21 protein-coding genes and 1 pseudogene are annotated in these 23,136 nt (G+C 65.4%); 6 read left to right on the top strand and 16 right to left on the bottom strand.

All coding sequences use genetic code 11. From position 1 onward, the window contains the following. Window positions 1-8: 8 nt before the first annotated feature. From QX094_RS21190 to QX094_RS21140, 11 genes are all read right to left on the bottom strand, one after another. Window positions 9-1,091, bottom strand: a complete 1,083-nt coding sequence (locus QX094_RS21190; protein ID WP_315717340.1) for an ABC transporter ATP-binding protein — start codon at window positions 1,089-1,091, stop codon at window positions 9-11. Further along, on the bottom strand, window positions 1,088-2,641 hold the full coding sequence (glpD, locus tag QX094_RS21185; RefSeq protein WP_315717341.1) for a glycerol-3-phosphate dehydrogenase: 1,554 nt from the start codon (window positions 2,639-2,641) through the stop codon (window positions 1,088-1,090). The genes QX094_RS21190 and glpD overlap by 4 nt, the downstream gene beginning before the upstream one ends. A gap of 153 nt (window positions 2,642-2,794) precedes the next feature. Beyond that, window positions 2,795-3,628: a DeoR/GlpR family DNA-binding transcription regulator gene (locus QX094_RS21180; RefSeq protein WP_315717342.1), complete on the bottom strand. Its 834-nt coding sequence runs from the start codon at window positions 3,626-3,628 to the stop codon at window positions 2,795-2,797. Between the two features lie 144 nt (window positions 3,629-3,772). Next, complete coding sequence (locus QX094_RS21175; RefSeq protein WP_315717343.1) at window positions 3,773-3,964, bottom strand: hypothetical protein; 192 nt, start codon at window positions 3,962-3,964, stop codon at window positions 3,773-3,775. Between the two features lie 159 nt (window positions 3,965-4,123). Next, window positions 4,124-4,366: a hypothetical protein gene (locus QX094_RS21170; protein WP_315717344.1), complete on the bottom strand. Its 243-nt coding sequence runs from the start codon at window positions 4,364-4,366 to the stop codon at window positions 4,124-4,126. Between the two features lie 403 nt (window positions 4,367-4,769). Further along, window positions 4,770-5,198 (bottom strand): acyl-CoA thioesterase, encoded by a 429-nt coding sequence (locus QX094_RS21165; protein WP_315717345.1) that lies wholly within the window; start codon window positions 5,196-5,198, stop codon window positions 4,770-4,772. 46 nt (window positions 5,199-5,244) lie between these two features. After that, window positions 5,245-5,868, bottom strand: a complete 624-nt coding sequence (locus tag QX094_RS21160) for a flavin reductase family protein (protein ID WP_315717346.1) — start codon at window positions 5,866-5,868, stop codon at window positions 5,245-5,247. A 65-nt stretch (window positions 5,869-5,933) separates the two neighbouring features. Beyond that, on the bottom strand, window positions 5,934-6,545 hold the full coding sequence (locus QX094_RS21155; RefSeq protein ID WP_315717347.1) for a TetR/AcrR family transcriptional regulator: 612 nt from the start codon (window positions 6,543-6,545) through the stop codon (window positions 5,934-5,936). 21 nt (window positions 6,546-6,566) lie between these two features. Beyond that, window positions 6,567-9,707 (bottom strand): efflux RND transporter permease subunit, encoded by a 3,141-nt coding sequence (locus tag QX094_RS21150; protein WP_315827008.1) that lies wholly within the window; start codon window positions 9,705-9,707, stop codon window positions 6,567-6,569. Between the two features lie 266 nt (window positions 9,708-9,973). Continuing rightward, window positions 9,974-11,080 (bottom strand): efflux RND transporter periplasmic adaptor subunit, encoded by a 1,107-nt coding sequence (locus QX094_RS21145; protein ID WP_315827009.1) that lies wholly within the window; start codon window positions 11,078-11,080, stop codon window positions 9,974-9,976. 225 nt (window positions 11,081-11,305) lie between these two features. Then, complete coding sequence (locus tag QX094_RS21140) at window positions 11,306-12,637, bottom strand: MFS transporter (RefSeq protein WP_315827010.1); 1,332 nt, start codon at window positions 12,635-12,637, stop codon at window positions 11,306-11,308. Between the two features lie 128 nt (window positions 12,638-12,765). Here QX094_RS21140 and QX094_RS21135 point away from each other — a divergent pair, with 128 nt between their 5' ends. Beyond that, window positions 12,766-13,200: a DUF2809 domain-containing protein gene (locus QX094_RS21135; protein ID WP_315827011.1), complete on the top strand. Its 435-nt coding sequence runs from the start codon at window positions 12,766-12,768 to the stop codon at window positions 13,198-13,200. A 36-nt stretch (window positions 13,201-13,236) separates the two neighbouring features. Here the strand turns inward: QX094_RS21135 and QX094_RS21130 are convergent, their stop codons facing one another. From QX094_RS21130 to QX094_RS21115, 4 genes are all read right to left on the bottom strand, one after another. Next, window positions 13,237-14,199 carry an alpha/beta hydrolase gene (locus QX094_RS21130; RefSeq protein WP_315827012.1) on the bottom strand — a complete coding sequence of 321 codons (963 nt, stop codon included), beginning with the start codon at window positions 14,197-14,199 and terminating at the stop codon, window positions 13,237-13,239. A 48-nt stretch (window positions 14,200-14,247) separates the two neighbouring features. Next, window positions 14,248-14,805 carry a TetR/AcrR family transcriptional regulator gene (locus tag QX094_RS21125; RefSeq protein ID WP_315827013.1) on the bottom strand — a complete coding sequence of 186 codons (558 nt, stop codon included), beginning with the start codon at window positions 14,803-14,805 and terminating at the stop codon, window positions 14,248-14,250. A 125-nt stretch (window positions 14,806-14,930) separates the two neighbouring features. Continuing rightward, window positions 14,931-16,103, bottom strand: coding sequence for a winged helix-turn-helix domain-containing protein (locus QX094_RS21120; protein WP_315750365.1), 1,173 nt, complete (start codon window positions 16,101-16,103; stop codon window positions 14,931-14,933). 74 nt (window positions 16,104-16,177) lie between these two features. Then, complete coding sequence (locus QX094_RS21115; RefSeq protein WP_315717355.1) at window positions 16,178-16,408, bottom strand: hypothetical protein; 231 nt, start codon at window positions 16,406-16,408, stop codon at window positions 16,178-16,180. A gap of 385 nt (window positions 16,409-16,793) precedes the next feature. Here QX094_RS21115 and QX094_RS21110 point away from each other — a divergent pair, with 385 nt between their 5' ends. Continuing rightward, window positions 16,794-17,444, top strand: a complete 651-nt coding sequence (locus QX094_RS21110; RefSeq protein ID WP_315827014.1) for an OmpA family protein — start codon at window positions 16,794-16,796, stop codon at window positions 17,442-17,444. A 66-nt stretch (window positions 17,445-17,510) separates the two neighbouring features. Here the strand turns inward: QX094_RS21110 and QX094_RS21105 are convergent, their stop codons facing one another. Next, a complete protein-coding gene (locus QX094_RS21105; RefSeq protein ID WP_315827015.1) occupies window positions 17,511-18,839 on the bottom strand; it encodes a phospholipid carrier-dependent glycosyltransferase in 1,329 nt (442 codons plus the stop codon). 139 nt (window positions 18,840-18,978) lie between these two features. Here QX094_RS21105 and QX094_RS21100 point away from each other — a divergent pair, with 139 nt between their 5' ends. The 4 genes and pseudogenes from QX094_RS21100 to QX094_RS21085 form a co-directional block, all read left to right on the top strand. Further along, window positions 18,979-19,680 carry a FecR domain-containing protein gene (locus tag QX094_RS21100; RefSeq protein ID WP_315717360.1) on the top strand — a complete coding sequence of 234 codons (702 nt, stop codon included), beginning with the start codon at window positions 18,979-18,981 and terminating at the stop codon, window positions 19,678-19,680. Beyond that, entirely contained in the window at window positions 19,677-20,843 is a 1,167-nt protein-coding gene (locus tag QX094_RS21095) for a hypothetical protein (protein WP_315827017.1), read from the top strand. The genes QX094_RS21100 and QX094_RS21095 overlap by 4 nt, the downstream gene beginning before the upstream one ends. Before the next feature lie 465 nt (window positions 20,844-21,308). Beyond that, window positions 21,309-22,538 carry a Tad domain-containing protein gene (locus QX094_RS21090; protein ID WP_315827018.1) on the top strand — a complete coding sequence of 410 codons (1,230 nt, stop codon included), beginning with the start codon at window positions 21,309-21,311 and terminating at the stop codon, window positions 22,536-22,538. 434 nt (window positions 22,539-22,972) lie between these two features. Continuing rightward, window positions 22,973-23,074, top strand: a pseudogene (locus tag QX094_RS21085) (GTP-binding protein); the annotation flags it as partial. Window positions 23,075-23,136: the final 62 nt, after the last annotated feature.

Genomic DNA, 23,136 nt, shown 5'->3' with positions numbered 1-23,136 from the left:
CATCTCCCTCAGATCGCCGGCGCGGCGACCAGGCGGTCGCCGGCGTCGAACACGAACACATTGGACGGATCGAGCACCGCGTCGAGGATCTCGCCGGGCTCGTATTCATGGACGCCGTGCAGCACGGAGACCCAGTTCATGCCGTCGCGCGTCAGATGCACGAAGCTCTCCGATCCCGTGATCTCGGTGACCGAGACGATCGCAGGAAAGGCATGGCGGCCGTGGCTGCCGTCGCCTTTGCCAAGCCCGAGCTGATGCGGGCGGAAGCCGACGCGGTAGGCGCCATCGGGCAGATCAGCATAGAGGCCTACCGCCGGCGCCTTGACCCCGCCGGCGTACTCCACGCTCTCGCCGCGCTTCTGGATCTCGACCGTATTCATCGGCGGGTCCGAGAACACCTGGCCGACACGCAAGGTGTCGGGTCGGCGATACACGGCCGCAGTATCGCCGGCCTGCAGCGCCTGCCCTTCCCACATGCAGATGGTGCGGCCGCCGAGCAGCAGCGCCTCCGACGGCTCGGTGGTGGCGTAGACGAAGATTGCGCCGGATGCCTCGAAGATGCGCGGCAGCTCGGTGCGCAGCTCCTCGCGCAGCTTGTAGTCGAGATTGGCGAGCGGCTCGTCCAGCAGCACGAGGTCCGCACCCTTCACCAGGGCGCGCGCGATCGCGGTGCGCTGCTGCTGGCCGCCGGAGAGCTGCAGCGGCGTACGCTTCAGATAGGGCTCGAGCCGGAGCAGCCGGGCTGCTTCCGCCACGCGCTTCTCGATCTCCTGGCGCGACTTGCCTTGCACGCGCAACGGCGAAGCGATGTTCTCATAGACCGAGAGCGAGGGATAGTTGATGAACTGCTGATAGACCATCGCGACCGAGCGCTGCCGCACGTCGGCGCCGGTGACGTCCTTGCCGTCGACCAGCACCCGCCCCGTGGTCGGCCGGTCGAGGCCGGCGAGCAGCCGCATGATCGAGGTCTTGCCGGACAGCGTCGGCCCGAGCAGCACGCTCAGCGTACCGCGCTGCAACGTCAGCGAGACGTCGCGAATGGTGGTCACGCCGTCGACAATTCGGGAGACGTGATCGAGCGTCACGCTCATGCGCGCCCTCCCGCCTCACGCGCCGGCACGGCGGAGCGCTCGCGATTGGCTGTGATCCACGCATCGAGCGCGGCGATCTCAGCCGCCGACATCCGCAACCCCAGCTTCGATCGCCGCCACACGATGTCCTCGGCCGTCAACGCCCACTCGTTCGTCATCAGGTACCTGACTTCACGCTCCGTCAAGGTGCCACCGAAATCCTGGCCGAGATCGGCCAAAGATGTCGCACCGGCGAGCATGGCCGCAGCCCGCGTGCCATAGGCATGAGCGATCCGCTTCGCATGTGCATCCGACAGGAACGGATAGGTCTTGCGGAGATCCGCAATCAACGGCGCAACGGCCGAAACCTTCATGTCGCCGCCGGGCAGCGACGCCTTGCCGGTCCATCCCTCCTCCGCCTTGCCCCCTTTCACATAGGGCGCGAGACGCTCCAGCGCCTCTTCCGACAGGCGCCGGTAGGTGGTGATCTTGCCGCCATAGATCGACAGCAGCGGCAAGCCGCCGGGCGTATCGAGCTCGAACACGTAGTCGCGGGTCGCCGCCTTGGCCTCGCTGGCGCCGTCGTCATAGAGTGGCCGCACGCCGGAATAGCTCCACACAACGTCGGCCGGCGTCACCGGCTTGGCGAGATATTCCCCGAGCGCGGCGCAGAGATAGGCGATCTCCTCGTCGGTCGCCTTCACCTTGGCCGGATCACCCTGATAGTCGCGATCGGTGGTGCCGATCAGCGTGAAATCCTGCTGATAGGGAATGGCGAAGATGATACGGCCGTCGGCGTTCTGGAAGATGTAGGCGCGATCGTGATCGTAGAGCTTGCGCACCACGATGTGCGAGCCCTGCACCAGCCGCACCTTGGCCTTGGCATTGACGCCGGCGCCGGTCGCCAGCACCTGCTCGACCCAGGGACCGGCGGCATTGACCAGCGCGCGCGCCTTGATGGTCTCGCGCTCGCCGGTCTGCGTGTTATCGGTCGTGACCAGCCAATGGCCGCCATCCTGACGGATCTCGGTCGCACGCGTGCGGGTGCGGATGACGGCGCCGCGATCGGCAGCATCCCGCGCGGTCAGCACGACCAGACGCGCATCGTCGACGAAGCAGTCGGAATATTCGAAGCCCTTGCTGTAGCGCCCGGGGATCAAGGGGCGGCCGACCTCGTCGCTGCGCAGGTTCACCGACCGCGTCGGCGGCAGCAGCTTGCGGCCGCCGAGATGGTCATAGAGGAACAGGCCGAGGCGCAGCAGCCAGGCCGGGCGCAGCCCCGAATGATGCGGCAGCACGAAGCGCAGCGGACGGATGATGTGGGGCGCGATCTGCCACAGGACTTCGCGCTCGATCAGCGCCTCGCGGACCAGCCGGAACTCGTAATATTCGAGATAGCGCAGGCCGCCATGCACGAGCTTGGTCGACCAGGACGAGGTTCCGCTCGCCAGATCATTCATTTCACAAAGGAAAACGGAATTTCCGCGTCCGGCGGCATCGCGCGCGATGCCGCAACCGTTCACGCCGCCTCCGATAATGGCGAGGTCGTAGATCCGCTCCAACAGACGCATCCCCCGGCAATCGCCTTGACTGCGGCGATTTCACTTTCAGTTTCGAGTTAAACACAAACGAAAGTGAAAGCAAATCGAAATTCGCATGTTGGGCCGCGGTTGGGCAAAACCTGCCCAAACCGGGATCAAGGAGCCTGCAAGAGTGGCGGAAAGTCAGGCGCGGCGGAGCACGGCGGACCCCGCCGTTTCGGTTGCCTCTACGGCGTCGTCGGCCTCGTCGGCGGACATCGCCGAGACCACCTCGATGCCGCGGCTATGGCAGAGGCTGGCCAGTCCGTCCGGCAGCGGCCGGTCGGTGACGAAGGTCTGGATCTGGCTGAGATGGGCGATGCGCACCGGCGCGCTGCGGTGGAGCTTGGTGGAATCGGCCACCAGCATCACGCTGCGGGCATTGGCGATGATCGCCTGCGCCACCTGGACCTCGCGATAGTCGAAGTCGAGCAGCGCGCCTTCCTCGTCGATCGCGGATGCGCCGATGATCGCATAGTCGACCTTGAACTGGCCGATCAGCTGCGTCGCGGTCGATCCGATCACGCCGCCGTCTGAGCGCCGCACCGTGCCGCCGGCCACGATCACCTCGATGCGCGGATGCGGATAGAGCAGCATCGCGACGTTGAGATTGTTGGTGATGACGAGCAGGTCCTGGTGCGACGACAGCGCGCTCGCCACCTCCTCCGTCGTGGTGCCGATATTGATGAACAGCGAGGAGCCGTTCGGAATCCGCGCGGCTGCGACCGCACCGATCGCCTTCTTCTCCTCGGCAGCGACGAAGCGCCGCGCCTCGTAGGCGAGATTCTCGACCCCGGAGGCGATGATGGCCCCGCCATGGATGCGCGTCAGCGCGCGCTGCTCGCACAGATCGTTGAGGTCCTTGCGGATGGTCTGGGCCGAGACTTCGAAGCGGCGCGCGAGATCCTCCACCATGACGCGGCCGGAGGCGCGCGCGATGTTGAGGATGTCGGTCTGGCGTTGAGAGAGGACGGCCATGGCAAGCTTTCGGGGACAAGCTGCACCATGGTGATGCTGATCGAGTCAAGCGTCAATCGGCAAGCACTGGGCGCATCGCAGCAATCGCCTGAAACGTCGCGCGCGGTCTGGTCCGGCCGACGTCCACCGCGTGCGCCCGTCTGCTCAGGCGGCTGCGCTCAGCTCGCCGGTCACGAGCCGAATCGCGGCGCGTTCGGCTTCGCGGGCATTGCGAAACACCTGGCCCTCGAGGGCATTGAAGCGATGGGACGCCGCGAAGAAGCGGAAGCCGCCGCGATCACGGACGACGATCCCCGCCGCCTGGGAGCTGACCTCGATGATGTAGGTGTCGGACATTGCGCAATCCCGTCGTTCATTCCGGGGCGTATAACCGAGCTCCATGACGAATGTTCCGTGCAGGGAGCCACCGGCCATTCCGATGTGAATGCCAACAGGAAATTGTGTGGATGTTATGTTGGCTGCGCTGCACGCACTCACGCCGTGACCCATGTCGAATCAGTGCGGATCATCCGGCACGAGCGTCACCTTGCGCAGCGACGCATCGGCTCCGCCGAGACGGTGTTGATGCTGACCGAGCAACTGATAGATCGTACGCAGATCCCTCAACACCTCGACGTGATGTTCACGAAACGCGCTGAGCTGATTCTCGTAGACGCAAATCCTGCGCTCGGCGTGGAGAAGCCGCTGCTGCAGCTTCTTCAGGACCTGCAAGGTCAGTTTCTCGTCAACGTCCGACATGGACTTCCTCCCACCCTGTTCGCGCAACACGCCCCCGCCGTTTCCTCTGTGCCGGCAATTTTTTCCGGCTGGCATTTTTTGCCTTGTGGATCGAAAACGAACTGCCGTCAGCGCTGCTCGTCCGAATGTGTCACTCGAAGCACGCAATACGGCAGAGACGCGGCAACGCGCAGCCAAGCAACCAGAACTTGCAATTATCGTAAAGACGCTCGCCCTGTGGACAAGGCGCATCTCGCGCGAGAGTGATCGCGGCAGACGCCGAGCGCGCATGCTCGGCCTTCGCGTCTCCGTCCCGCCCGACCCAAACAAACGCGTATCGCCGGATCGCGGTTCCTTATGCCGAGCGAGCGACATATGCGGCGGATTAACAGAGGTTACTTGCGCCGACAGACCGCGAATGTGATCAGGCTGTGACGGAGCCGTCGCGCCGGATCGGCTGCGGCCGGCCATCGTCGTCGATCGACACGTAGGTGAAGTTGCCGTCGGTGACGAGGATCGGCTGCTCCTCCTTCCGGCGCAGCACCCAGGCTTCGAGACGCACCGTCATCGAGGTGCGGCCGACGCGGACGAGATGCGCATAGACCGAAACGAGATCGCCGACATACACCGCCTTGCGGAAGTTCATCGCCTCGATCGCGACCGTCACCGTGCGCGACTTCGCGACCTTGGCGGCGTACACGCCGCCGCCGACGTCCATCTGGCTGAGCAGCCAGCCGCCGAAGATGTCGCCATTGGCATTGGTGTCGGCCGGCATCGCCAGGGTGCGTATGCAGAGATCGCCGCGGGGCTCGGTCGGCGCGGACAGCGCGGCATGGACGGTCGCTTCGGTCACGTCGGGTGGTCTCCAATTGCAGCAGCGTTCAAGAGGCGCAAGTCCGTCAGTCCGGCCTCGCCATTTCGAACATCGCCTCCTGCATGATCTCGAAATAGTCGCCGCGACGCCCGGCACGGACGATCGGATGCGCCAGCGCCGTCTGGTAGACGCCATCCTTGATCAGCGTCTTGTCGATATGCACGCCGACCACCTCGCCGAGCGTCAGCCAGGCCTGCGCCTTGGCACCGTCGGCGCCCTGCAGCTGGATGATCTGCGTCACCTTGCACTCGAACGCGACAGGGCTTTCGCCGACGCGCGGCACGTTGACGAACTTGCAAGCTACCGGCGTCACGCCCGCAAGCTTGAACTCGTCGACCTCGCGCGCGACATGCGCGGCGGTCGCATTCATCTGCGTCGCCAGGCCGCGCGTCACCAGGTTCCAGACGAACTCGCCGGTGTCCTGGATGTTGGCGACCGAGTCCTTCCACTGCGTCGAGGAGAAGCCGATGATCGGCGGCGTGTAGTTGAAGGCGTTGAAAAAGCTGTACGGCGCAAGGTTGACGTGACCGTCCGGATCACGCGACGAGATCCAGCCGATCGGACGCGGCGCGACGATGGCGTTGAAGGGATCGTGGCGCAGGCCGTGGCCGTTCTTCGGTTCGTAGAAATGCAGATCCCGTTCGGTCACGCCGTCGTCCCTTCCGTCATTGCGGGGAGCGCAAGCGACGAAGCTTCGCTCGAATGACGGCGAACTTAGCTTGCAGCGCGCCTGGAACCAAGGCCTGACAGCACGAAATCGATCATCTCGTCGATCGTCGGGCCCGGCTTGGTCGCGCATTGCGCGATCATCTGCGGATGGAAGAAGCGCATCATCGCGGTCGTCGCACATTTTGCCGCCAGCGGCAGATCGGTGACCGCGAATTCGCCGGACGCCGCGCCCTGCCCGATCACCCGGCCGATGATCTCGGTGATCAGCAGCATGTGCGCCTCGCAGACGTCCCAGCTCTCCTCCATCGCCACCGCGACCATCTCGTGCAGCTTGCTGTCGCCGACATAGCGCTCGGTGTTCATGCGATGGATCGTGCCGAGCAGCTCGCGCAGCCGCGGCGCCGCCGGGCCGGGCCGCTCCGCGATCATGATGGCGGCCGCCTCGACCTGGGCCATCAGCGTGTGGGCGACCCCCCGGTGGATCGCCTTCTTGGAGTCGAAGAACCGGTAGACATTCGCCGGGCTCATACGGAGCTCCTTGGCGATGTCGGCGACGGTCGTCTTCTGGTAGCCGATCTGTCGAAACAGGCGCTCAGCAACGACGAGAATGCGCTCGTGCGTATCGGATTCGATATGGTCGGAAACCAGGGTCATCATGCCTGCGATCTTGTTGGTCCTTCATTCGGCGGCCTCGGCCAGAGGAAGCGCGGGCCTCGGCACGTCAGTGTGCTGCGCTGCGGAATGATCCGCGTCTTTCGCTCCGCGCTCGTCCAGACTCTTGCGGAACCATAGGGCATACAATCCAGGCAAGTACAGCAGCGTCAGGAAGGTTGCAACGAACAACCCGCCCATGATGGTGATCGCCATCGGGCCCCAGAACGCCGAGCGCGACAGCGGGATCATGGCGAGGATCGCGGCGAGCGCGGTCAGCACCACGGGGCGGGCACGGCGCACCGTGGCCTCGATGATCGCCTCCTTGCGGGTCAGGCCATGGGCAACGTCGGTCTCGATCTGATCGACCAGGATCACCGCGTTGCGCATGATCATGCCGGCGAGCGCGATCAGGCCGAGCAGCGCCACGAAGCCGAACGGCGCGTTGGCGACATTGAGCCCGAGCGAGGCGCCGACGATGCCGAGCGGCGCGGTCAGGAACACCAGGATCAGCCGTGAGAAGCTCTGCAGCTGGATCATCAGCAGGGTCAGCATCACGATGACCATCAGCGGAAACAGCACGAAGATCGAGGCATTGCCCTTGGCGGATTCCTCGAACGCGCCGCCTGCCTCGATCCGGTAGGCGGGCGCGAGGTGGTTGCGGATATCCTGCAGCTTCGGCGAGATCTGGTTGGTGACATCCGGCGCCTGGACGCCATCCGCCACGTCGGCGCGCACCGTGATCGCCATGTCGCGGTTGCGACGCCACAGGATCGGCTCCTCGTGGGAATACTCGATCTTGGCGATCTGCTGCAGCGGCACGGCCACGCCGTTCTTCGAGGTGATGGTGAGGTCGCCGACATGGGCGAGATCCAGCCGTTCGGACGGCGCGGCACGCGCGACGACGCCGACCTTCTCGATGCCGTCGCGGATGGTCGTGACCTGCACGCCGGAGATCAGCATCGCCAGCGACTGCGACACGTCCTGCGGGGTCAGGCCGAGCGCGCGGGCACGATCCTGGTCGACGACCAGCTTGAGGTAGGGCGACTGCTCGTTCCAGTCGAGCTGCGGATCCCTGACATTCGGATTCTGGCGCATGACGTCGCGCACCTGATGGGCGATCTCGCGCACCTTCGCCGCATCCGGGCCAATGACGCGGAACTGGACGGGGAAGCCGACCGGCGGACCGAAATTGAAGCGATCGACGCGGACGCGCGCTTCGTTCAGCTCGCCATTCGCAGCCGCGGTCTCGATCTTGGCCTTGATGCGCTCGCGCGCGGCCACGTCCTTGGCGACGATCACGATCTCGGCGAAGGCCTCGTTCGGAAGTTGCGGGTTGAGGCCGAGCCAGAACCGCGGCGAGCCCTGCCCGACATAGGCGGTGTAGGTCTCGATGTCCTTGTCGTCCTTGAGCAGCTTCTCTGCTGATTTGGCAGCCTTCTCGGTGACACCGAATGCGGTGCCCTCCGGCAGCCGCAACTGCAGGAACAGCTCGGGGCGTTCCGACAGCGGGAAGAACTGCTGCTGGACGTGGCCGAAGGCCACGATCGATGCCGCGAACACGCCGACCGTCGCAGCGACTGTGGTGATGCGGTGATCGACGCACCAGCGGATCACGCGGCGCAGGCCGCGATACATGCGCGTATCGTAGATCGCGTGCTCATCATGGTCGTGATGAACCTTGATGTCGGGCAGCAGCTTGACGCCGATATAGGGCGTGAAGATCACCGCGACGAACCACGACGCGACCAGCGCGATGGCGACGATCCAGAAGATGCTGCCGGCATATTCGCCGACCGCCGAATTGGCAAAGCCGATCGGCAGGAAGCCGGCGGCCGTGACCAGGGTGCCGGTCAGCATCGGGAATGCGGTGGATTCCCAGGCAAACGACGCGGCGCGCATCCGGTCCCAGCCCTGCTCCATCTTCACCACCATCATCTCGACCGCGATGATGGCATCGTCGACCAGCAGGCCGAGCGCGATGATGAGGGCGCCGAGCGAGATGCGGTGCAGGTTGAGCCCCATGATGTTCATGACGATGAAGACGAGTCCGAGCACCAGCGGCACCGACAGCGCCACCACGATGCCGGTGCGCCATCCCAGCGCCAGGAACGACACGAACAGCACGATCACCAGCGCCTCGACGAACGAGTGCACGAACTCGCTGACGGCGTGCTCGACCACCTTGGGCTGGTCTGCGATCTGCTCGATCTCGATGCCCTGCGGCACGGCCTTCATGAAATCGGCGGCGGCGGCGTGCACCTCCTTGCCGAGCTCCAGGATGTTGGCCTCCTTGGCCGTGACCACGCCGATGCCGAGCGCGGGCTTGCCCTCCTGCCGCACCTTGAAGCTCGGCGGATCGACGTAGCCGTGGGTGACGGTCGCGATGTCGCCGAGCCGGAACACGCGTCCGTTGCTTTCGACCGGCGTCTCCGCCACCGCCTTGGCGCCGTCGAGCGCGCCGGTGACGCGCAGCGGCACGCGCTGCGACGAGGTCTCGACCGTGCCGGCCGGGGTCACATTGTTCTGCTTGGCCAACGAATCGAACAGGGCCTGCGGTGTGATGCCGAGCGTGGCGAGCTTGGCATGGCTGAACTCGACATAGATGCGCTCGTCCTGGGTGCCGTAGAGATTGACCTTGGTGACGCCGGTGACCTTGAGCAGGCGCTGGCGCAGGCCTTCGGCGGTCTTCTTCAATTGCGCATAATCGGCGCCGTCGCCGGTCATCATGAACAAGATGGAATCGACGTCGGAGAACTCGTCATTGACGAACGGCCCGACGATGCCCGACGGCAGCGACGACTGCACGTCGTCGAGCTTCTTGCGGATCAGGTAGAACAGATGCGGCACCTCTGCCGGCGGCGTCGAATCGCGGAAGGTCACCTGCATCGCGGTGAAGGCCGGCTTCGAATAGGTCTGCACCTTCTCGAAGTAAGGCAGCTCCTGCAGCTTCTTCTCGATGGGGTCGGCGACCTGGCTCTGCATCTCGGCCGCCGTCGCGCCCGGCCACATCACCGAGACGTTGACGACCTTGACGGTGAAGAACGGATCTTCGGCACGGCCGAGCTTCTGATAGGAGAAGAAGCCGGCGACGCCGAGCGCGATGATCAGGAACAGCACCAGCGGCGGATGATTGACCGCCCAGGCCGACAGGTTGAACCGCTTCATGGGTGCTCTCCGATGATCCGATATCGCTATTCCAGGCCATTCTCAGTGATCGTCATTGCGAGCGAAGCGACTTGTCCGCCATAGCCCGAAGGGCGACGGTGGAAGCAATCCAGGAATCCTTCCGTGGAAACAGTCTGGATTGCTTCGTCGCTTCGCTCCTCGCAATGACAACCATTACTTTCGTCATTCCGGGGCGATGCGAAGCATCGAACCCGGAATCTCGAGGTTCCGGGTTCGCACTGCGTGCGCCCGGAACGACAGGAGAACTAGAACGTCAGCGCCGACACGACGCGCACCCTCTGGCTGGGATCGATCTTCTGCACGCCGAGCGCCACGACCTTGTCGCCCTCGTCGACGCCTGACGTGACCAGCACATCCTTGCTGTCATAGGCCTTCACCTTCACCGGCTTCAGCGTCACCTCGCCCTTGTCGTTGACGACATAGAGCGACGGATCGCGGCCCTCGCTGAACAGCGCCGACAGCGGCAGCCGCGCGACGCGCGTGGTGGCGGGATCGGCGAGCGTCAAGGTCGCGGTCATACCGAGCGAGACGGCTTCGCCGGCGTCCGGCAGCGAGAACTTGGCGAGATAGGTGCGCGTCGCGGAATCGGCGGTGGGCGCGATCTCGCGCAGCTTCGCCGCATATTTCTTGTCGGCTTCCGACCACAGCGTGACGTAGGCGCTGCCGGTCTTGGCGCGTTCGAGCAGGGTCTCCGGGATCGCGACCACCGCCTCCTTCTCGGCGAAACGCGCGACACGGATCGCCGCCTGGCCGGCGGCAACGACCACGCCTGGCTCGATCATGCTCGCGGTGACGACACCGCGCGCGTCCGCAACCAGCGTCGCGTAGGACAGCGAGTTGCGGGTCAGCTCGACCGAGCGTTCGGCACGGTTGAGCCGTGCCCTCGCCTCGTCGGCGGACGCCCTGGCCTGGTCCATCTGAGCATCGGTGGTCCAGCCCTTGGCCCGCAGCTCCTTGGCTCGGGTCTCGGCGGCGGACGCCTGCGCAAGCACGCCGGTGGCGGCGCGGAATTCGGCTTCGGCCTGCTCGGCCTGGAGCTTCAGGTCGACCTCGTCGAGCGTGGCGAGCGGCTGGCCGACATCGACGGTCTGGCCGACCTCGACCAGGCGCTTGGCGACCTTGCCGGCGACGCGGAAGCCGATATCGGCCTCGATGCGCGGCCTGATGGTGCCGACGAAGCTGCGTTCAGGCGTCTCGGCCTCGTAATGCACGGGGGCGACCAGCACCGGCCGGATCGGCTCGGCTTTCTGGGCGACGGTTTCATTGCACCCGGCCAGGGCGACGGCCATGGCGGCCAGCGCAAGACCAGTCAACAGCTTGGAATAGCTCGCGAAAATCAGGCGGATCAACATGGGGCACCCTCGCTGCAGTTGCGAGGAAGTGTCGAATGTTGAGTGACGATTGTCAATATTCGTCAGTGATCATGACTTCGTGAACATCTGGACATGTTGCCGCAGGTGCTCATTGGCGCGGCTGGCAGGCTCTGAACTGCGTCAATGCCCACCCCCGCCGTCCTTTCGGGGCCGTGCCGGACAACGGTCGAAAGCCGAATGCCGATCACAGCATGCACGTGGGACTCACTCCGCCGGCGCCTGGTCCGCGAATTCGACCCTGCTCTCATGGCCGCCGAAGAACACGAGCAGCCCGGCGATCAGCGGCAACACCGACAACGCGAGCAGGCCGTGGGTGGTGGAGCCGGTGGTGTCCTTGATCCAGCCCACCAGATAGGGGCCGCCGAAGCCGGCGAGATTGCCGATCGAGTTGATCAGCGCGATGGCGCCGGCCGCTGCCGTGCCCGACAGCCACGCCGTCGGCAAGGTCCAGAACACGCCGAAGACACAGAACACGCCGATCGCGGCGACCGTCAGCGCGACCATGGTGAGCGTGGGATCGCCGATCACGCTCGAGGCGGCCAGCGCGACAGCGATCAGGATCAGCGGCGCGCCGACATGGATCACGCGCTCGCGCGTCGCATCGGAATGCCGCGCCCACAGGATCATCGCGACGGTGCCGAACGCATAGGGGATCGCGGTGACGAAGCCGGTCTGCACATTGCTCAGTCCGAACGCCTTGACGATCTGCGGCAGCCAGAACTGCATGCCGTAGAGCGCGCCGACGAAGCCGAAATAGATCAGGCTGAGCACGATCACCTTGGGCGACGACAGCGCCTCACCGAGCGTCATGTGTCCGGCGGCCTGCTTCGCCGCCGTTTCGGCCTCGAGCCTTGCCGCGAGCCAGGCCTTCTGCTCCGCCGACAGCCAGGCCGCGTGCTCCGGCCGGTCGGTCAAATAGAACCAGGTGACGACGCCGAGGATGATGGACGGAATTCCCTCGATGATGAACAGCCACTGCCAGCCCTGCAGCCCCATCAGGCCGTGCATGCCGAGCAGCAGGCCGGAGACGGGCGCGCCGATCACGGTCGAAATCGGCACGGCAACCGCGAAGGCGGCGAGGAAGCGCGCACGATACTGCGCGGGATACCAGTAAGTGAGATAGAGGATGATGCCGGGAAAGAATCCGGCCTCGGCGACGCCGAGCAGGAAGCGCAGCGTGTAGAAGCTCCAGGGGCCCGAGACCACGGCCATCAGCGCCGAGATGATCCCCCAGGTCACCATGATGCGGGCGATCCAGCGGCTGGCGCCGAACTTCTCCAGCGCGAGATTGCTCGGCACCTCGAAGATGAAATAGCCGATGAAGAAGATGCCCGCGCCCCAGGCGAACACCAGCGGCGAGAATTTCAGCTCCGCGTTCATGGTCAGCGCGGCGAAGCCGAGATTGACGCGATCCAGATAGGAGAAGAAATAGGCGAGCACCAGAAAGGGAATCAGCCGCCAGGAGATCGCGCGGATGGTCGCGGCCTCGATGTCGGAGCGGTCAGGTGCGGCCGGAGTGGTGGCGGACGGACTCATCGATCTCCTCCCGGGAGCTTTCTGGACATTGATAGTTGAAGGCGGTGTTGAGCATCGGTCGTGGCAAGTCAATCGGAAAACCTGACATCCCACAGCCCGTCGGCGCATCGCGGGGGCGCGGCGCGCGCATGACGACGCTATCCTCCTGGCGGCCGCCGCGCGCCGGCAAGCGCCGCCGCGCCGCGATGGCGTTTGCGACGGCACTGATCATGATCGCGCTCGGGCTCGCACTGCGCTTCGCCGGTCTCGGCCTCGGAGCGCCCGCCTTCATCGTCAAGTATGGCGGCTCCCTCCTCTGGGCGACGATGGTTTACATGCTGCTCGTCGCGCTGCTGCCGCGGATGTCACCGTGGCAGATCGGCGGGCTGGCGCTCGCCGTCACCGTGATCGTCGAAGCCTCCAGGCTGATCCACACGCCCTGGCTCGACAGCTTCCGCTTGACCTTGGCCGGCGCGCTGCTGCTCGGACGGATCTTCTCGCTGTGGAACATCGCGGCCTATGTCGTCGGCGTCGTCATCGGCATCTGGATCGACCGATGCGCGACGCGGCCTGCTGCGGCATAGGCCTGTCCACGGCAGGCCGCGATATCAACCGACAGCTCAGATCGGCCCCGCGCCGGCGAGGCCGAAGAAGGCCTTCAGCTCCTCCGCCAGGATGGCAGGCTGTTCTTCCGGAATGTAGTGACCGCACCCGGAGATGATGATGCCCTCGACGTGATCGGCGACCTCCCTGAGCGGCGCGGCCATGTCCACGATCGATCCCTGGTCGGCACCGACGGCCAGCACCGGCGGCTTCAGCTTGCCCCTTTGTTTCAGCTCGCGGTTCTGAAGCGCGGACAGTGCGGCGGCACGATAATAAGCGAGCCCGGCGCGCAAGCCGCCGGCCTTGGTCAGCACGCGGGCGTATTCGTCGAGATCGCTTTCGGAGAACGCCTGGGGATCGGCCCCTTTGCGGCGCAGGAACCACGCGAGATAGTCGCGTTCGCGGCCATGGATCAGCATCTCCGGGAGATCCGCGACGGCGTGGAACGCGAAGTGCCAGGTGCGCCACGCGCGGTCGGGCGCGAACGGCAGCGCCTCGGGCAAGGTGACGCCCGGAATTCCTGCATCGAGCAGGGCCAGACTGCGCACCTCGGCTTCGAACAGGGCCGCATAGGGATAGGCCACCCACGCGCCGATATCATGGGCCACCAGATGATAGCTGGTGACGCCGAGCTGCTGCAGCAGGCGATGCACCGCCGTGGCCAGGGCCTGCGTGTCGTAGCCTTCCGCTGGCCGGTCCGAGTCGCCCTGCCCCGGGAGATCCGGCGCGATGACCCGATAGCGCGACCCGAGCAGCGGCATGACCTTGCGCCAGGCAAACCAGCTTTCGGGGAAGCCTGCGAGCAGCACCACCACCTCGCCATCCGGCGGGCCACCGCTGACATAGTGCAGCCTGACACCCTCGACTGTCTCGAAGCGGTGGGTGAATCCCGGCAACGAGGGCTCGGCGCGACAGAACGGCTCAGCCGCGACCAGGCGCGACGGACTTTGGGCAGAGATGGCGTTCATCAACTCGGGCACGATCATTCTCCTTATTATAGAACAAATGTTTCCTAATTTGGCACGATGTCACGCGAACAAGGTCGCGGCTTGATTTGCGACGCTCATCATCTCGCTCTTGGCACGCCCCGTCTTGCCGACCACCCGCAGCCCCTGGATTACACAGAAAAGAGCGCCAGCCACGGCTTCCGCGTCGAGATTCGGCCGGATCGATCCGTCGGATTGTCCGAGCTTGATCAGATCGCACACCAGGCTCTCAACCCGGCGCATCGCCCCGCGGACCTTGGCGGCGGCCTCCGCATCCAAGGTGGCGAGCTCCGCCGCGCTGGTGACGACCATGCAACCGCGCCGGCCCTCGCTGTCACTGGCGGACTCGGCATAGAACTGCAGCAAGGCCCGCAGCTTGTCGCGGCCGCTGTGCTGCGCATCGAGACGTTCGCGCACCTGTCGGTCACGCCGCGCGATGTAGTAATCGAGTGTCGCGAGGAAGATCGCGCGCTTGTCCTGGAACGCCTTGTAGAGACTTCCCGTCGCGAGCTTCATCGCGACGCGTAGCTCGGCCAGCGATGCCGCGTGGTAGCCGCGCTCGCTGAAGACCACCAGCGCCCTGCTCAAGGCGGTATCCATGTCAAACTCGCGCGGCCGGCCAGGCCCACGGCGCTCGACGGCATCCTTCGGAGACTTCATCATGGCCGGATAATAGGAAACAATCATTCCCAATTCAAGCGAAAACGGACCCGTTGCTCCCGGCCTCAATCTCCAAGCTGAAACTTCTGGAACCGGTGCAGCTCATCCTCGATCACCCGCTTCAGCGCCTTGCGCCGCTCGCCACGCGCGGCCTTGCCCTGGCCGACCCAGCTCCATTTCTGCATCAGGAGCTTGCCGTTCTGGCGGTCGGTCTTGAGGTCGAGCGCGGCGACGATCTCGTCGCCGACCAGGACGGGCAGCGCGAAATAGCCGAACAGGCGCTTGTCCTTCGGGACATAGGCCTCGAAGCGATGATCGTAGTCGAAGATCGCCTGCGTCCGCTTGCGCTGGATGATCAGCGGATCGAACGGCGACAGAATGTGCACGCGCGCCGGATCGATCTCGATCGGCGCTGCCAATGCAGCAGGCGTGATCCAGTGCTCCTGCTTGCCGGCGCCCTCCGCCGTCACCGGCAGCAGCTCGCCGCGCCGGACCCTGGCATCGATGACCCGGCGCACCGCGGCCTTGCTTGGCGCATTGAGATGGCAGAGCGAATCGAGGCTGACGACGCCTTGGGCGCGCAAGCCGCGGTCGAGCAGATAGGTTGCGATCTCGCGATCATTGGCGCCCTTCGGCAGCCGTTCCCAGCCGAAATGCCGGGTGGTGAGGTCGTAGGTCTTGAGCATGCCGTCGCGGCCCGACACCGTCAGCACGCCCTCGTAGAAGCCGAGCTGCAGCGCGCGCTTCGACGGCTTGCGGCTGGCCCAGGCGTGGTCCTTCTCGCGCAGAACGTCGTCGTCGATGTCGCGGATCGTCAGCGCGCCGCCTTGGCGGATCAGCCGCATGACCTTGCGCGTATCCTCAGGCTTCACGGTCGTGAGCCAGCGATGGCCCTCGCGGCGGTGGCGGCGCATCGCCGGAACGAAGTAGCGGAAGTCCTGCACCGGAATATAGGACAGCGCGTGGGTCCAATATTCGAAGACGGTCTTGTCGGTGCTCTGCGCCTGCCTGAGATCGGCGCGGCGATAGGCGGGAATGCGGCTGAACAGGATGTGGTGATGGCAGCGCTCGATGACGTTGATGGTGTCGATCTGCACATAGCCGAGATGGGCAATGGCGGCGGCGACCGCCTCGGGGCCCGCGCCGAACGGCGCCTCGGCATCGAGCCGCTGCGCGCGCAGCCAGATGCGGCGCGCCTGCGGCTTGGGGAGCGGGATGGGCGTGGAAACGGCGGGCATGCCGCGCAATGGTGCGAGATTCGCCCCCGCTCCCGCAACGGCAAATCAGGCCGGCGAGATCCCCTAGCGGAACCTCAAGGCTTGGACTTGTCCGGAATGCTGCCGGTGGCGATCTCGGCCTTGCAGCTGGCGCGGCCGGGATCCGGCGCACGGCACTTGTAGATGCGGCCGGTCAGGCGGTCGACCAGCCAGGCCGTATCCTCGGAGGGACTTTCCAGGCCGACATAGCGGTTGCCGACCGCAGTGATCAGCGTCGACAGCAGGATCGATGCCGCTATGATGCCAGCTCCGATCAGCGTCGACATGGAACCCACTGATCCCGTCTGATCCTGACCGCTTGCCCGATGGGACTGATAGTCGCGCCTGTGCGATGGGTTGAACACGGCTTTGCTTTTCTGTTCGCGTTTCTTTGACTACGAATCCACTCGCCGTTCGCGTCCCTCAGGTTTGCGATTTTTTCCCGGCGAGCGCTATCCGGTAGAACCGCATCTGGCCGATTTGTTGTTCGCGGACCGGCCACCTGCCGATCGCTTTGCGGCAGCGCGCGGCGCATCCCGCGGACCACTCGCTTCGCCCCTCAAGGGCCGCCCGGTCCGGCAACGTGACGTCGATCACATTTGATGCTTTGAACCCGTTCTATCGTTCACGCATCCAATGGCCATAGGGCATGACGACCCGAGGATAACGACGATGACCCCATATTTTGGACGCTTTGCAGTTCAGGCGGCGGCGTTCTCCGCCATGCTGGCGATCGGCGCAGGCACCGCGCTCGCCGGCGAGACCGTGTCGGCCGACAAGATCCTCAACGCGCTGAAGCCGAAGGCCGTGACGCGCGGCATTTCGGTCGGACCGCAGGCGACCCCGCAGGCCGACGCGGCAGCGCAGGCGAAGCAAGCGGCCTTCATTGACAGCATGCGCAACCGCAAGACCCGCTCGCTGTCGCTCGGCGAGCGCGAGCAGATTGCCGAGATCGCGGCCACCAAGCCCAAGATCGATCTCGAGATCCAGTTCGACTACAACTCGGCCGAGATCAGCAAGGCCTCGATGCCGGCCGTGCAGGAGCTCGGCAAGGCGCTGTCCGATCCGAACCTGAAGGGCTCGACCTTCGTGGTCGCCGGCCATACCGACGGCATCGGCAGCGACGGCTTCAACCAGGATCTCTCCGAGCGCCGTGCCGACACCATCAAGCGCTATCTGGTCGAGAAGTTCGCCCTCCCCGGCCAGGACCTCGTCACGGTCGGCTATGGCAAGACCAAGCTCAAGGACGCGGCCAACCCGGCCGATCCGCTCAACCGGCGGGTCCAGGTCGTCAACATGGACACCAAAACCGCGGCGAAGTGAGCGCTCCGCCGCGCATCGCCCCGCCTGCCCACGGTCCCTGGCGGGCGGGGCGCTTTTTGTCCGGTTTCAGATCCAGCTCTGGAACAGCATCAACCGGGTGAAGGTCTGCATCGTCGTGCCGATGAAGGCGGCGCTGACCGGCAGCATCGCGACGAAGCCCAGGATCGCGACGGCGACATAGCTCAACAGCACCCAGCGCGGCCAGCGGGTCAGCACATGGACGAGCGCGAGGCTCGCCAGCGTCGCCGACGGCAGGTAGTAGTAGATGAAGCTCAGCGCGCGCGGCAGCAGCGCCCAGGGCAGATAGCAGCCGAGATAGAACGCCAGGATCAGGAACGCCGTCGCGCTGCGCGTCGCGATGAAATCCCGGACGCAGATCGCGATCGCCGCAAGCGCCGGCCACAGCACCAGCGGATTGCCGAGCAGCACCACCGCGGCGATGTCGGTGTCGCTCGTCTTGTCGAACAAGAACCAGACCGGACGGACCAGCAACGGCCAGGTCGGCCACGCGCTCATATAGGTGTGGCCGGCGATCGCCGTGGTGACGCTGTCGTCAAAGATGCGCCGCTGCGCCTCGAAGATGCCCACGACGGACAGGCCGTGCAGCGGGACGAAGGTCGCGAGATAGCAGACGGTGGGCATCGCGACGAGGCACAGCACGATCTGCGGCCAGCTCAGTTGCGGCCATTGCTCGGGCCGATACCAGTCGGTCGGCTCGCCATCACCGAACGAGGTCTGCCAATGCTGCAACAGCTTGATGAGACCGACGATGAGAAGCGCCGTCAGCAGCGGAAACAGCCCGCTCCATTTGCAGGCGATCGCAAGGCCGAACAGCGCGCCCGCCAGCGCGAACACGACCTGCGGCCGGCGCTGCCGGAACGAAAACAGAAAGGCCGCGATCCCGAGCAGGCTGAAGGCGAGCGCGCCGATGTCGAGCATCGCGATGCGCGCCTGCACGAACAGCATCTGGTTGAAGGCCGCGAGCAGCGCCGCCGCAATGGCAGGCCATTGCGCCGCGAACAGCGCCAGGCCGCATAGATAGATCGCGGCCACGGCGAGCCCGCCGAGCACGGTACCGGGATAGCGCCATGCGAAGGCGTTATCGCCGAACGTCCTGATCGACAGCGCAATCAGCTCCTTGGCGAGCGGCGGATGCATCGGGTTGAGCTGCGGCGTCGCCGGCGCCAGTCCCAGCATCTGCCGCGCCGCCGGCACGTAATGCACCTCGTCGAAGACGAATTTCGGCGGCGAGGCGAGCCCGATCATCAGCACGACGTGCGCGATCGCGAAGATCAGCAATGCCGTCATCACACAGCGGCGGACCGACAGAGCGCCATCCTGCGCAACCTCGCCGTCCTCTTCGTCGTCATCGCGGCGAGCAGCAGATACCTTCATGGGCCTCCGCGTTGAACTGATCTCACGGTGGCGGCAACTAACCACCGAACGGTCATCGAGGCAAACTTGTGCCTATTTTACAACAACCCCGCGCGCCGTCTTCGGCTAGATTGGGCAAGGAACAATCTTCGGTGTGGATATGAATCAGCGTCGCCGAGCCTGTGTCGCTGCAATCTCGGCCGCCGCCCTGCTGGGCTTGGCGGGCGGGGCAAGCGCCGACGGCCGCATCGGCGAGGCCGTGCTGGTGCAGAAGGACGTGCTGCGCGTGGCAGGCGCGTCGAGCAGTCCGATCAATGTCGGCGACGGCGTCGTGCGCAACGAGACGGTGCGCACCGGCAATGACAGCGCCGCGCGGCTCGTCATGATCGACAGCACCAATCTCTCGCTCGGCGCCAACGCCACCCTGACGCTCGACCGCACCGTCTTCAACGACGAGACCAGCTATCGCGATATCGCGATCCGGCTCGGCACCGGCGCGTTCCGCTTCGTCACCGGCCATTCCGAGAAAACCGCCTACAAGATCAACACGCCGCTCGCGACCATCGGCGTGCGCGGCACCATCCTCGACATCCGCTCGCAGCGCGGCCAGACCATGGTCGTGCTGCAGGAAGGCGCTTCGCGGGTCTGCACCCTCACCTTCCAATGCCTCGAGCTAACGCAGCCGGGCGACACCGCGATCATCACCGCGACCGGCAACGGCCGAAGCGCGATCAAGAAGACCAGCAATCCGTCCTGGAGTTTTGCCGCGACCTGCGCGTCGACATCCGGCCTTTGCACGGTCACCGATCTCGCCAGCAATGCGCCGCCGCAGGACTTCACCGGCATCCTGTGCGGGCGATGACGATGAGAACGCACCGCGGTCAGCTTGCTCTCCTGATGACCGCCATCGCCGGCGGGCTGCTCGCGCTTGCGCTGCAAGCCGCGCCGGCCGCCGCGCAGAGCAGTTGCGGGGTGGACAATTTCGCGGCGGCGCCGTGCCCCACCCCGTCGCCGTCGCCGACCTCCTCGCCCACCGCGACGCCGACGCCGTCGGCCACGCCGACATCGACCTCAAGTCCGACACCGACGCCCTCTCCCTCGATCTCGCCGACCCCGTCGCCGTCGCCCACCGGCGCGGGAAACAGCGCGAACGCGATCAACGGCCTCGCCGACCAGCGCTTCAACCAGATGATCACCAACCGCGTGCTCGGGCTGGTGCTGCTCGGCGTCAACGAGCAGGTCAACTGCAACGACTGCATCAGCGCATTCGGCTCGGCCGGCTCGTTCTCGGCCGGCATCCATGGCCGCAAGCAGCTCACAAACAATCTGGCGCTGCTCGCGGGCCTCGCCTACACGCACTACGACGAGAACGGCTACCACGTGACGTCGGCGCCGATCGGCGCCTTCGCACTGCGCTACGACTTCGTCGACTGGGGCTCGTCGCGGCCGTTCTTCGACGTCGGCACGATCCTGACGCCCTATGAGCGCGTGCGCTACGGCCGGAGCTATGCAACGAGCCTCGGCAACGTCACGGTGGACGGCACCACCACGGCATCGAACTACGCGGTCTACGGCCGCGCCGGCTGGATCAGCCGGCTCTCGCCGCGCGACGAGCTCGCGGCATCGGTCGAGCTGTGGCAGTTGTGGCAGCACGTCGCCGGCTATCGCGATCCCGCGGTGGCCTTCAACCCGTTCGATGCGACGATCGCCGGCGGCACCGACCGCACCAGCCTGGTCAAGGTCGGCGGCCAGTGGACCCACCTGTTCGGCACGAGCATCGAGGCCAACATCAATGGCGGCTACGTCCAGTCGTTCGCGACCAGCTCCGGCATCGTCGCCACCGTCACCGGCAACGGCACGGTGACGCCGACCATGGGCAACCAGGGCTGGTTCGAATATGGCGGCCGGCTCGGCTTCCGCCTGCCGCAAGGCTGGATCGCCGATCTGTTCGTCAACGGCACGCTCGGCCCGCAGCCGGTCGGCAACACCATCCACGGCGGCATCGGCCTGCGCGTCCATTATTAGCGGCTGGCGCTGGCCCCTGGCGGGTGCACCAGGGCCGGCTGTTCGCCGACATCCTGCGAGTCGGGCGCCGACCGCGCTCAACGCGGTCATGGTCAATCTCACCGTCATCCTGGTGACCGCGCTCTACGCATTGGTGTGCAGCCGCGTTCTCTCGCCCGGATCTGGCGCTCGCCTCGTTAGCGCGACATCCACCGGCGGGCGCAATCCGACCGCTTGCAACTCACAAGCCGTCACCGCCGAATACAGGCAATTCGCGCGGCTGCTACCAATGAGTGGTACGAACGGGCACCTGTCGATGATCCGGCAAACGGGCTGCTAACCTTCCGCTTCCGCTGCTCTGCTGCCGGTTTCCTTTACGGAACCGGATTCAGCATGCGGTAATGTCTGACCGCCACTTCCTTTGCAGCAGGGGCTCGCATCCGCCGGCATCGAGCCGCGGACAGCCATCAGCAGGAAGCGTCGCACATGACCGCATCGATTTCGTCGAAGACTCTTCGCGATCTGGCATGGAGATTTGGCCGCGCGAAGGACGGCCAGATCAGCATGATCTTCGCCATCACCATCATCCCGATCCTGGTGTCGGTCGGCGCCGCGGTCGATTTCGCCAAGTCGAGCGACACCAGGGCGCAGTTGCAGAAGTCGGTCGACGCTGCGGTCCTCGCCGGCGTGACCCAGGCGAGCGCGCAGCAGGTGTCGACCGCGAGCGCGGTGTTCTCGGGCAGCTTCAGAGGCCGGTTCGGCACCGGCACAACGGCGACCTTCACGCCCAACAGCGACGGCTCGCTGTCGGGCACTGCGACGACCTCGGTGAAGACCTCGTTCCTCAACGTGATGGGCACGACGTCGCTCGGCGTGACGGCGTCCGCAACGGCCAAGGCCGGCGCGCAGACCACGTCGCCCGTCTGCATCCTGCTGGTCAGCACCATCAACGCGCAATCATTGCTGGTGAATTCCGGGGCCCAGCTCAATGCGCCGAGCTGCGAGATCCACGTGCTGTCGACGCAGAGCCCGGCCGCGATGTTCAACGCCACGCTCAACGTCAAGCGCATCTGCATCAAGGGCACCAACATCACCAAGAACGGCGGCGTCACTCCGCCGGCCGAGACTGGCTGCGCGGCGATCTCCGACCCATTTGCCGGCAAGCTGCCCGCCGTCACGGTGGGCGCGTGCACCACCAACAACAAAGTCTATGATCCCGGCTCGGTCACCCTCAATCCCGGCGTCTATTGCGGCGCGACCAATTTCAACGGCTCCGGCACGCTGACGCTCAATCCGGGCCTCTACATCATCAAGGGCGGCGCGATGACCTTCAACTCGGGGTGGACGGTCACCGGCAGCGGCGTCACCTTCTACCTCGTCGACCAGAACGCGACGCTCACCTTCAACGGCAACGTCAATGCGACGCTGTCGGCGCCGACCAGCGGCACCTACGCCAATATCCTGATGTACGAGCCGAGCGGCCTGTCGACGACGAACCTGCCGATCAACGGCACCAGCAGCTCGTCCTACACCGGCCTGATGTATCTGCCGAGCCGCAACGTCACCATCAACTCGGTCTCGACCATGAGCAGCAACAGCGTCACGATGGTGTTCAACACGCTGATCCTGAACCAGACCAACTGGGCGATCGCGCCCGGCGCACTGTCGATGTCGGCGGCCAGTGGTCCGGCCGGCACGGCGTTCCTGTCGAGGTAGTTGCCATGGCTGAGCCAATTCTCGTGAGTGCTGTTTCAGTAGCTTGTCGCAGGGACTGACGACCCGGCTACACGAAAAGATATCAGCTCCTCTTTTAGGAGATGAAACGGAGCTGCATCCCGCCACCGATACTGCTTCCCTCTCCGCGTTCTTCACGGCAGAGGGAACGCGGTGTCGCTGGCGGCTGCAGCGTCGTTTCAGCACTGCAAGGGCTTCACCAGCTCACCAGAGCCGCTCGCGCCCTGCGTCTCGGCCGCCGCCTCTGCCGACTCCCCAAGCGGCCGCGAGCCCGCCCACTCACGCCTTCGTCGCCACTCTCTCCCCTTGACACCCTCTCCCGTTTCAGATGATGTTACGTTATAACATTTCATAAAGAGGCCGCATGCCCGCCCGCCGGCACCGACCCTTTCCCCTGAAGAGGCTGTTCGATCTCGATGCGCAAACTCCCCGTCACGGTCTTGTCCGGCTTCCTCGGGGCTGGGAAGACCACTTTGGTCAGCCACATCCTGAACAACCGCCAGGCTCGGAAGCTGGCGCCGCGCCAACGAGGCGGCCTGATCAGCATTCATCCGAACAACGGCTCGGGTGCAACGACCAG

This window comes from Bradyrhizobium sp. SZCCHNS1050 (assembly GCF_032484785.1).
GTDB lineage: Bacteria > Pseudomonadota > Alphaproteobacteria > Rhizobiales > Xanthobacteraceae > Bradyrhizobium.
The sequence above is the reverse complement of the archived record's forward strand: the minus strand, read 5'-3'. Positions and strand labels throughout refer to the sequence as shown.

Coding starts and splice junctions, on each gene's coding strand:
- QX094_RS21190 (WP_315717340.1), bottom strand. CDS start 1,091: ATGAGCGTGACGCTCGATCACGTCTCCCGAATTGTCGACGGCGTGACC.
- glpD (WP_315717341.1), bottom strand. CDS start 2,641: ATGCGTCTGTTGGAGCGGATCTACGACCTCGCCATTATCGGAGGCGGC.
- QX094_RS21180 (WP_315717342.1), bottom strand. CDS start 3,628: ATGGCCGTCCTCTCTCAACGCCAGACCGACATCCTCAACATCGCGCGC.
- QX094_RS21175 (WP_315717343.1), bottom strand. CDS start 3,964: ATGTCCGACACCTACATCATCGAGGTCAGCTCCCAGGCGGCGGGGATC.
- QX094_RS21170 (WP_315717344.1), bottom strand. CDS start 4,366: ATGTCGGACGTTGACGAGAAACTGACCTTGCAGGTCCTGAAGAAGCTG.
- QX094_RS21155 (WP_315717347.1), bottom strand. CDS start 6,545: ATGATGACCCTGGTTTCCGACCATATCGAATCCGATACGCACGAGCGC.
- QX094_RS21150 (WP_315827008.1), bottom strand. CDS start 9,707: ATGAAGCGGTTCAACCTGTCGGCCTGGGCGGTCAATCATCCGCCGCTG.
- QX094_RS21145 (WP_315827009.1), bottom strand. CDS start 11,080: ATGTTGATCCGCCTGATTTTCGCGAGCTATTCCAAGCTGTTGACTGGT.
- QX094_RS21140 (WP_315827010.1), bottom strand. CDS start 12,637: ATGAGTCCGTCCGCCACCACTCCGGCCGCACCTGACCGCTCCGACATC.
- QX094_RS21135 (WP_315827011.1), top strand. CDS start 12,766: ATGACGACGCTATCCTCCTGGCGGCCGCCGCGCGCCGGCAAGCGCCGC.
- QX094_RS21125 (WP_315827013.1), bottom strand. CDS start 14,805: ATGGATACCGCCTTGAGCAGGGCGCTGGTGGTCTTCAGCGAGCGCGGC.
- QX094_RS21120 (WP_315750365.1), bottom strand. CDS start 16,103: ATGCCCGCCGTTTCCACGCCCATCCCGCTCCCCAAGCCGCAGGCGCGC.
- QX094_RS21115 (WP_315717355.1), bottom strand. CDS start 16,408: ATGTCGACGCTGATCGGAGCTGGCATCATAGCGGCATCGATCCTGCTG.
- QX094_RS21110 (WP_315827014.1), top strand. CDS start 16,794: ATGACCCCATATTTTGGACGCTTTGCAGTTCAGGCGGCGGCGTTCTCC.
- QX094_RS21105 (WP_315827015.1), bottom strand. CDS start 18,839: ATGAAGGTATCTGCTGCTCGCCGCGATGACGACGAAGAGGACGGCGAG.
- QX094_RS21100 (WP_315717360.1), top strand. CDS start 18,979: ATGAATCAGCGTCGCCGAGCCTGTGTCGCTGCAATCTCGGCCGCCGCC.
- QX094_RS21095 (WP_315827017.1), top strand. CDS start 19,677: ATGACGATGAGAACGCACCGCGGTCAGCTTGCTCTCCTGATGACCGCC.
- QX094_RS21090 (WP_315827018.1), top strand. CDS start 21,309: ATGACCGCATCGATTTCGTCGAAGACTCTTCGCGATCTGGCATGGAGA.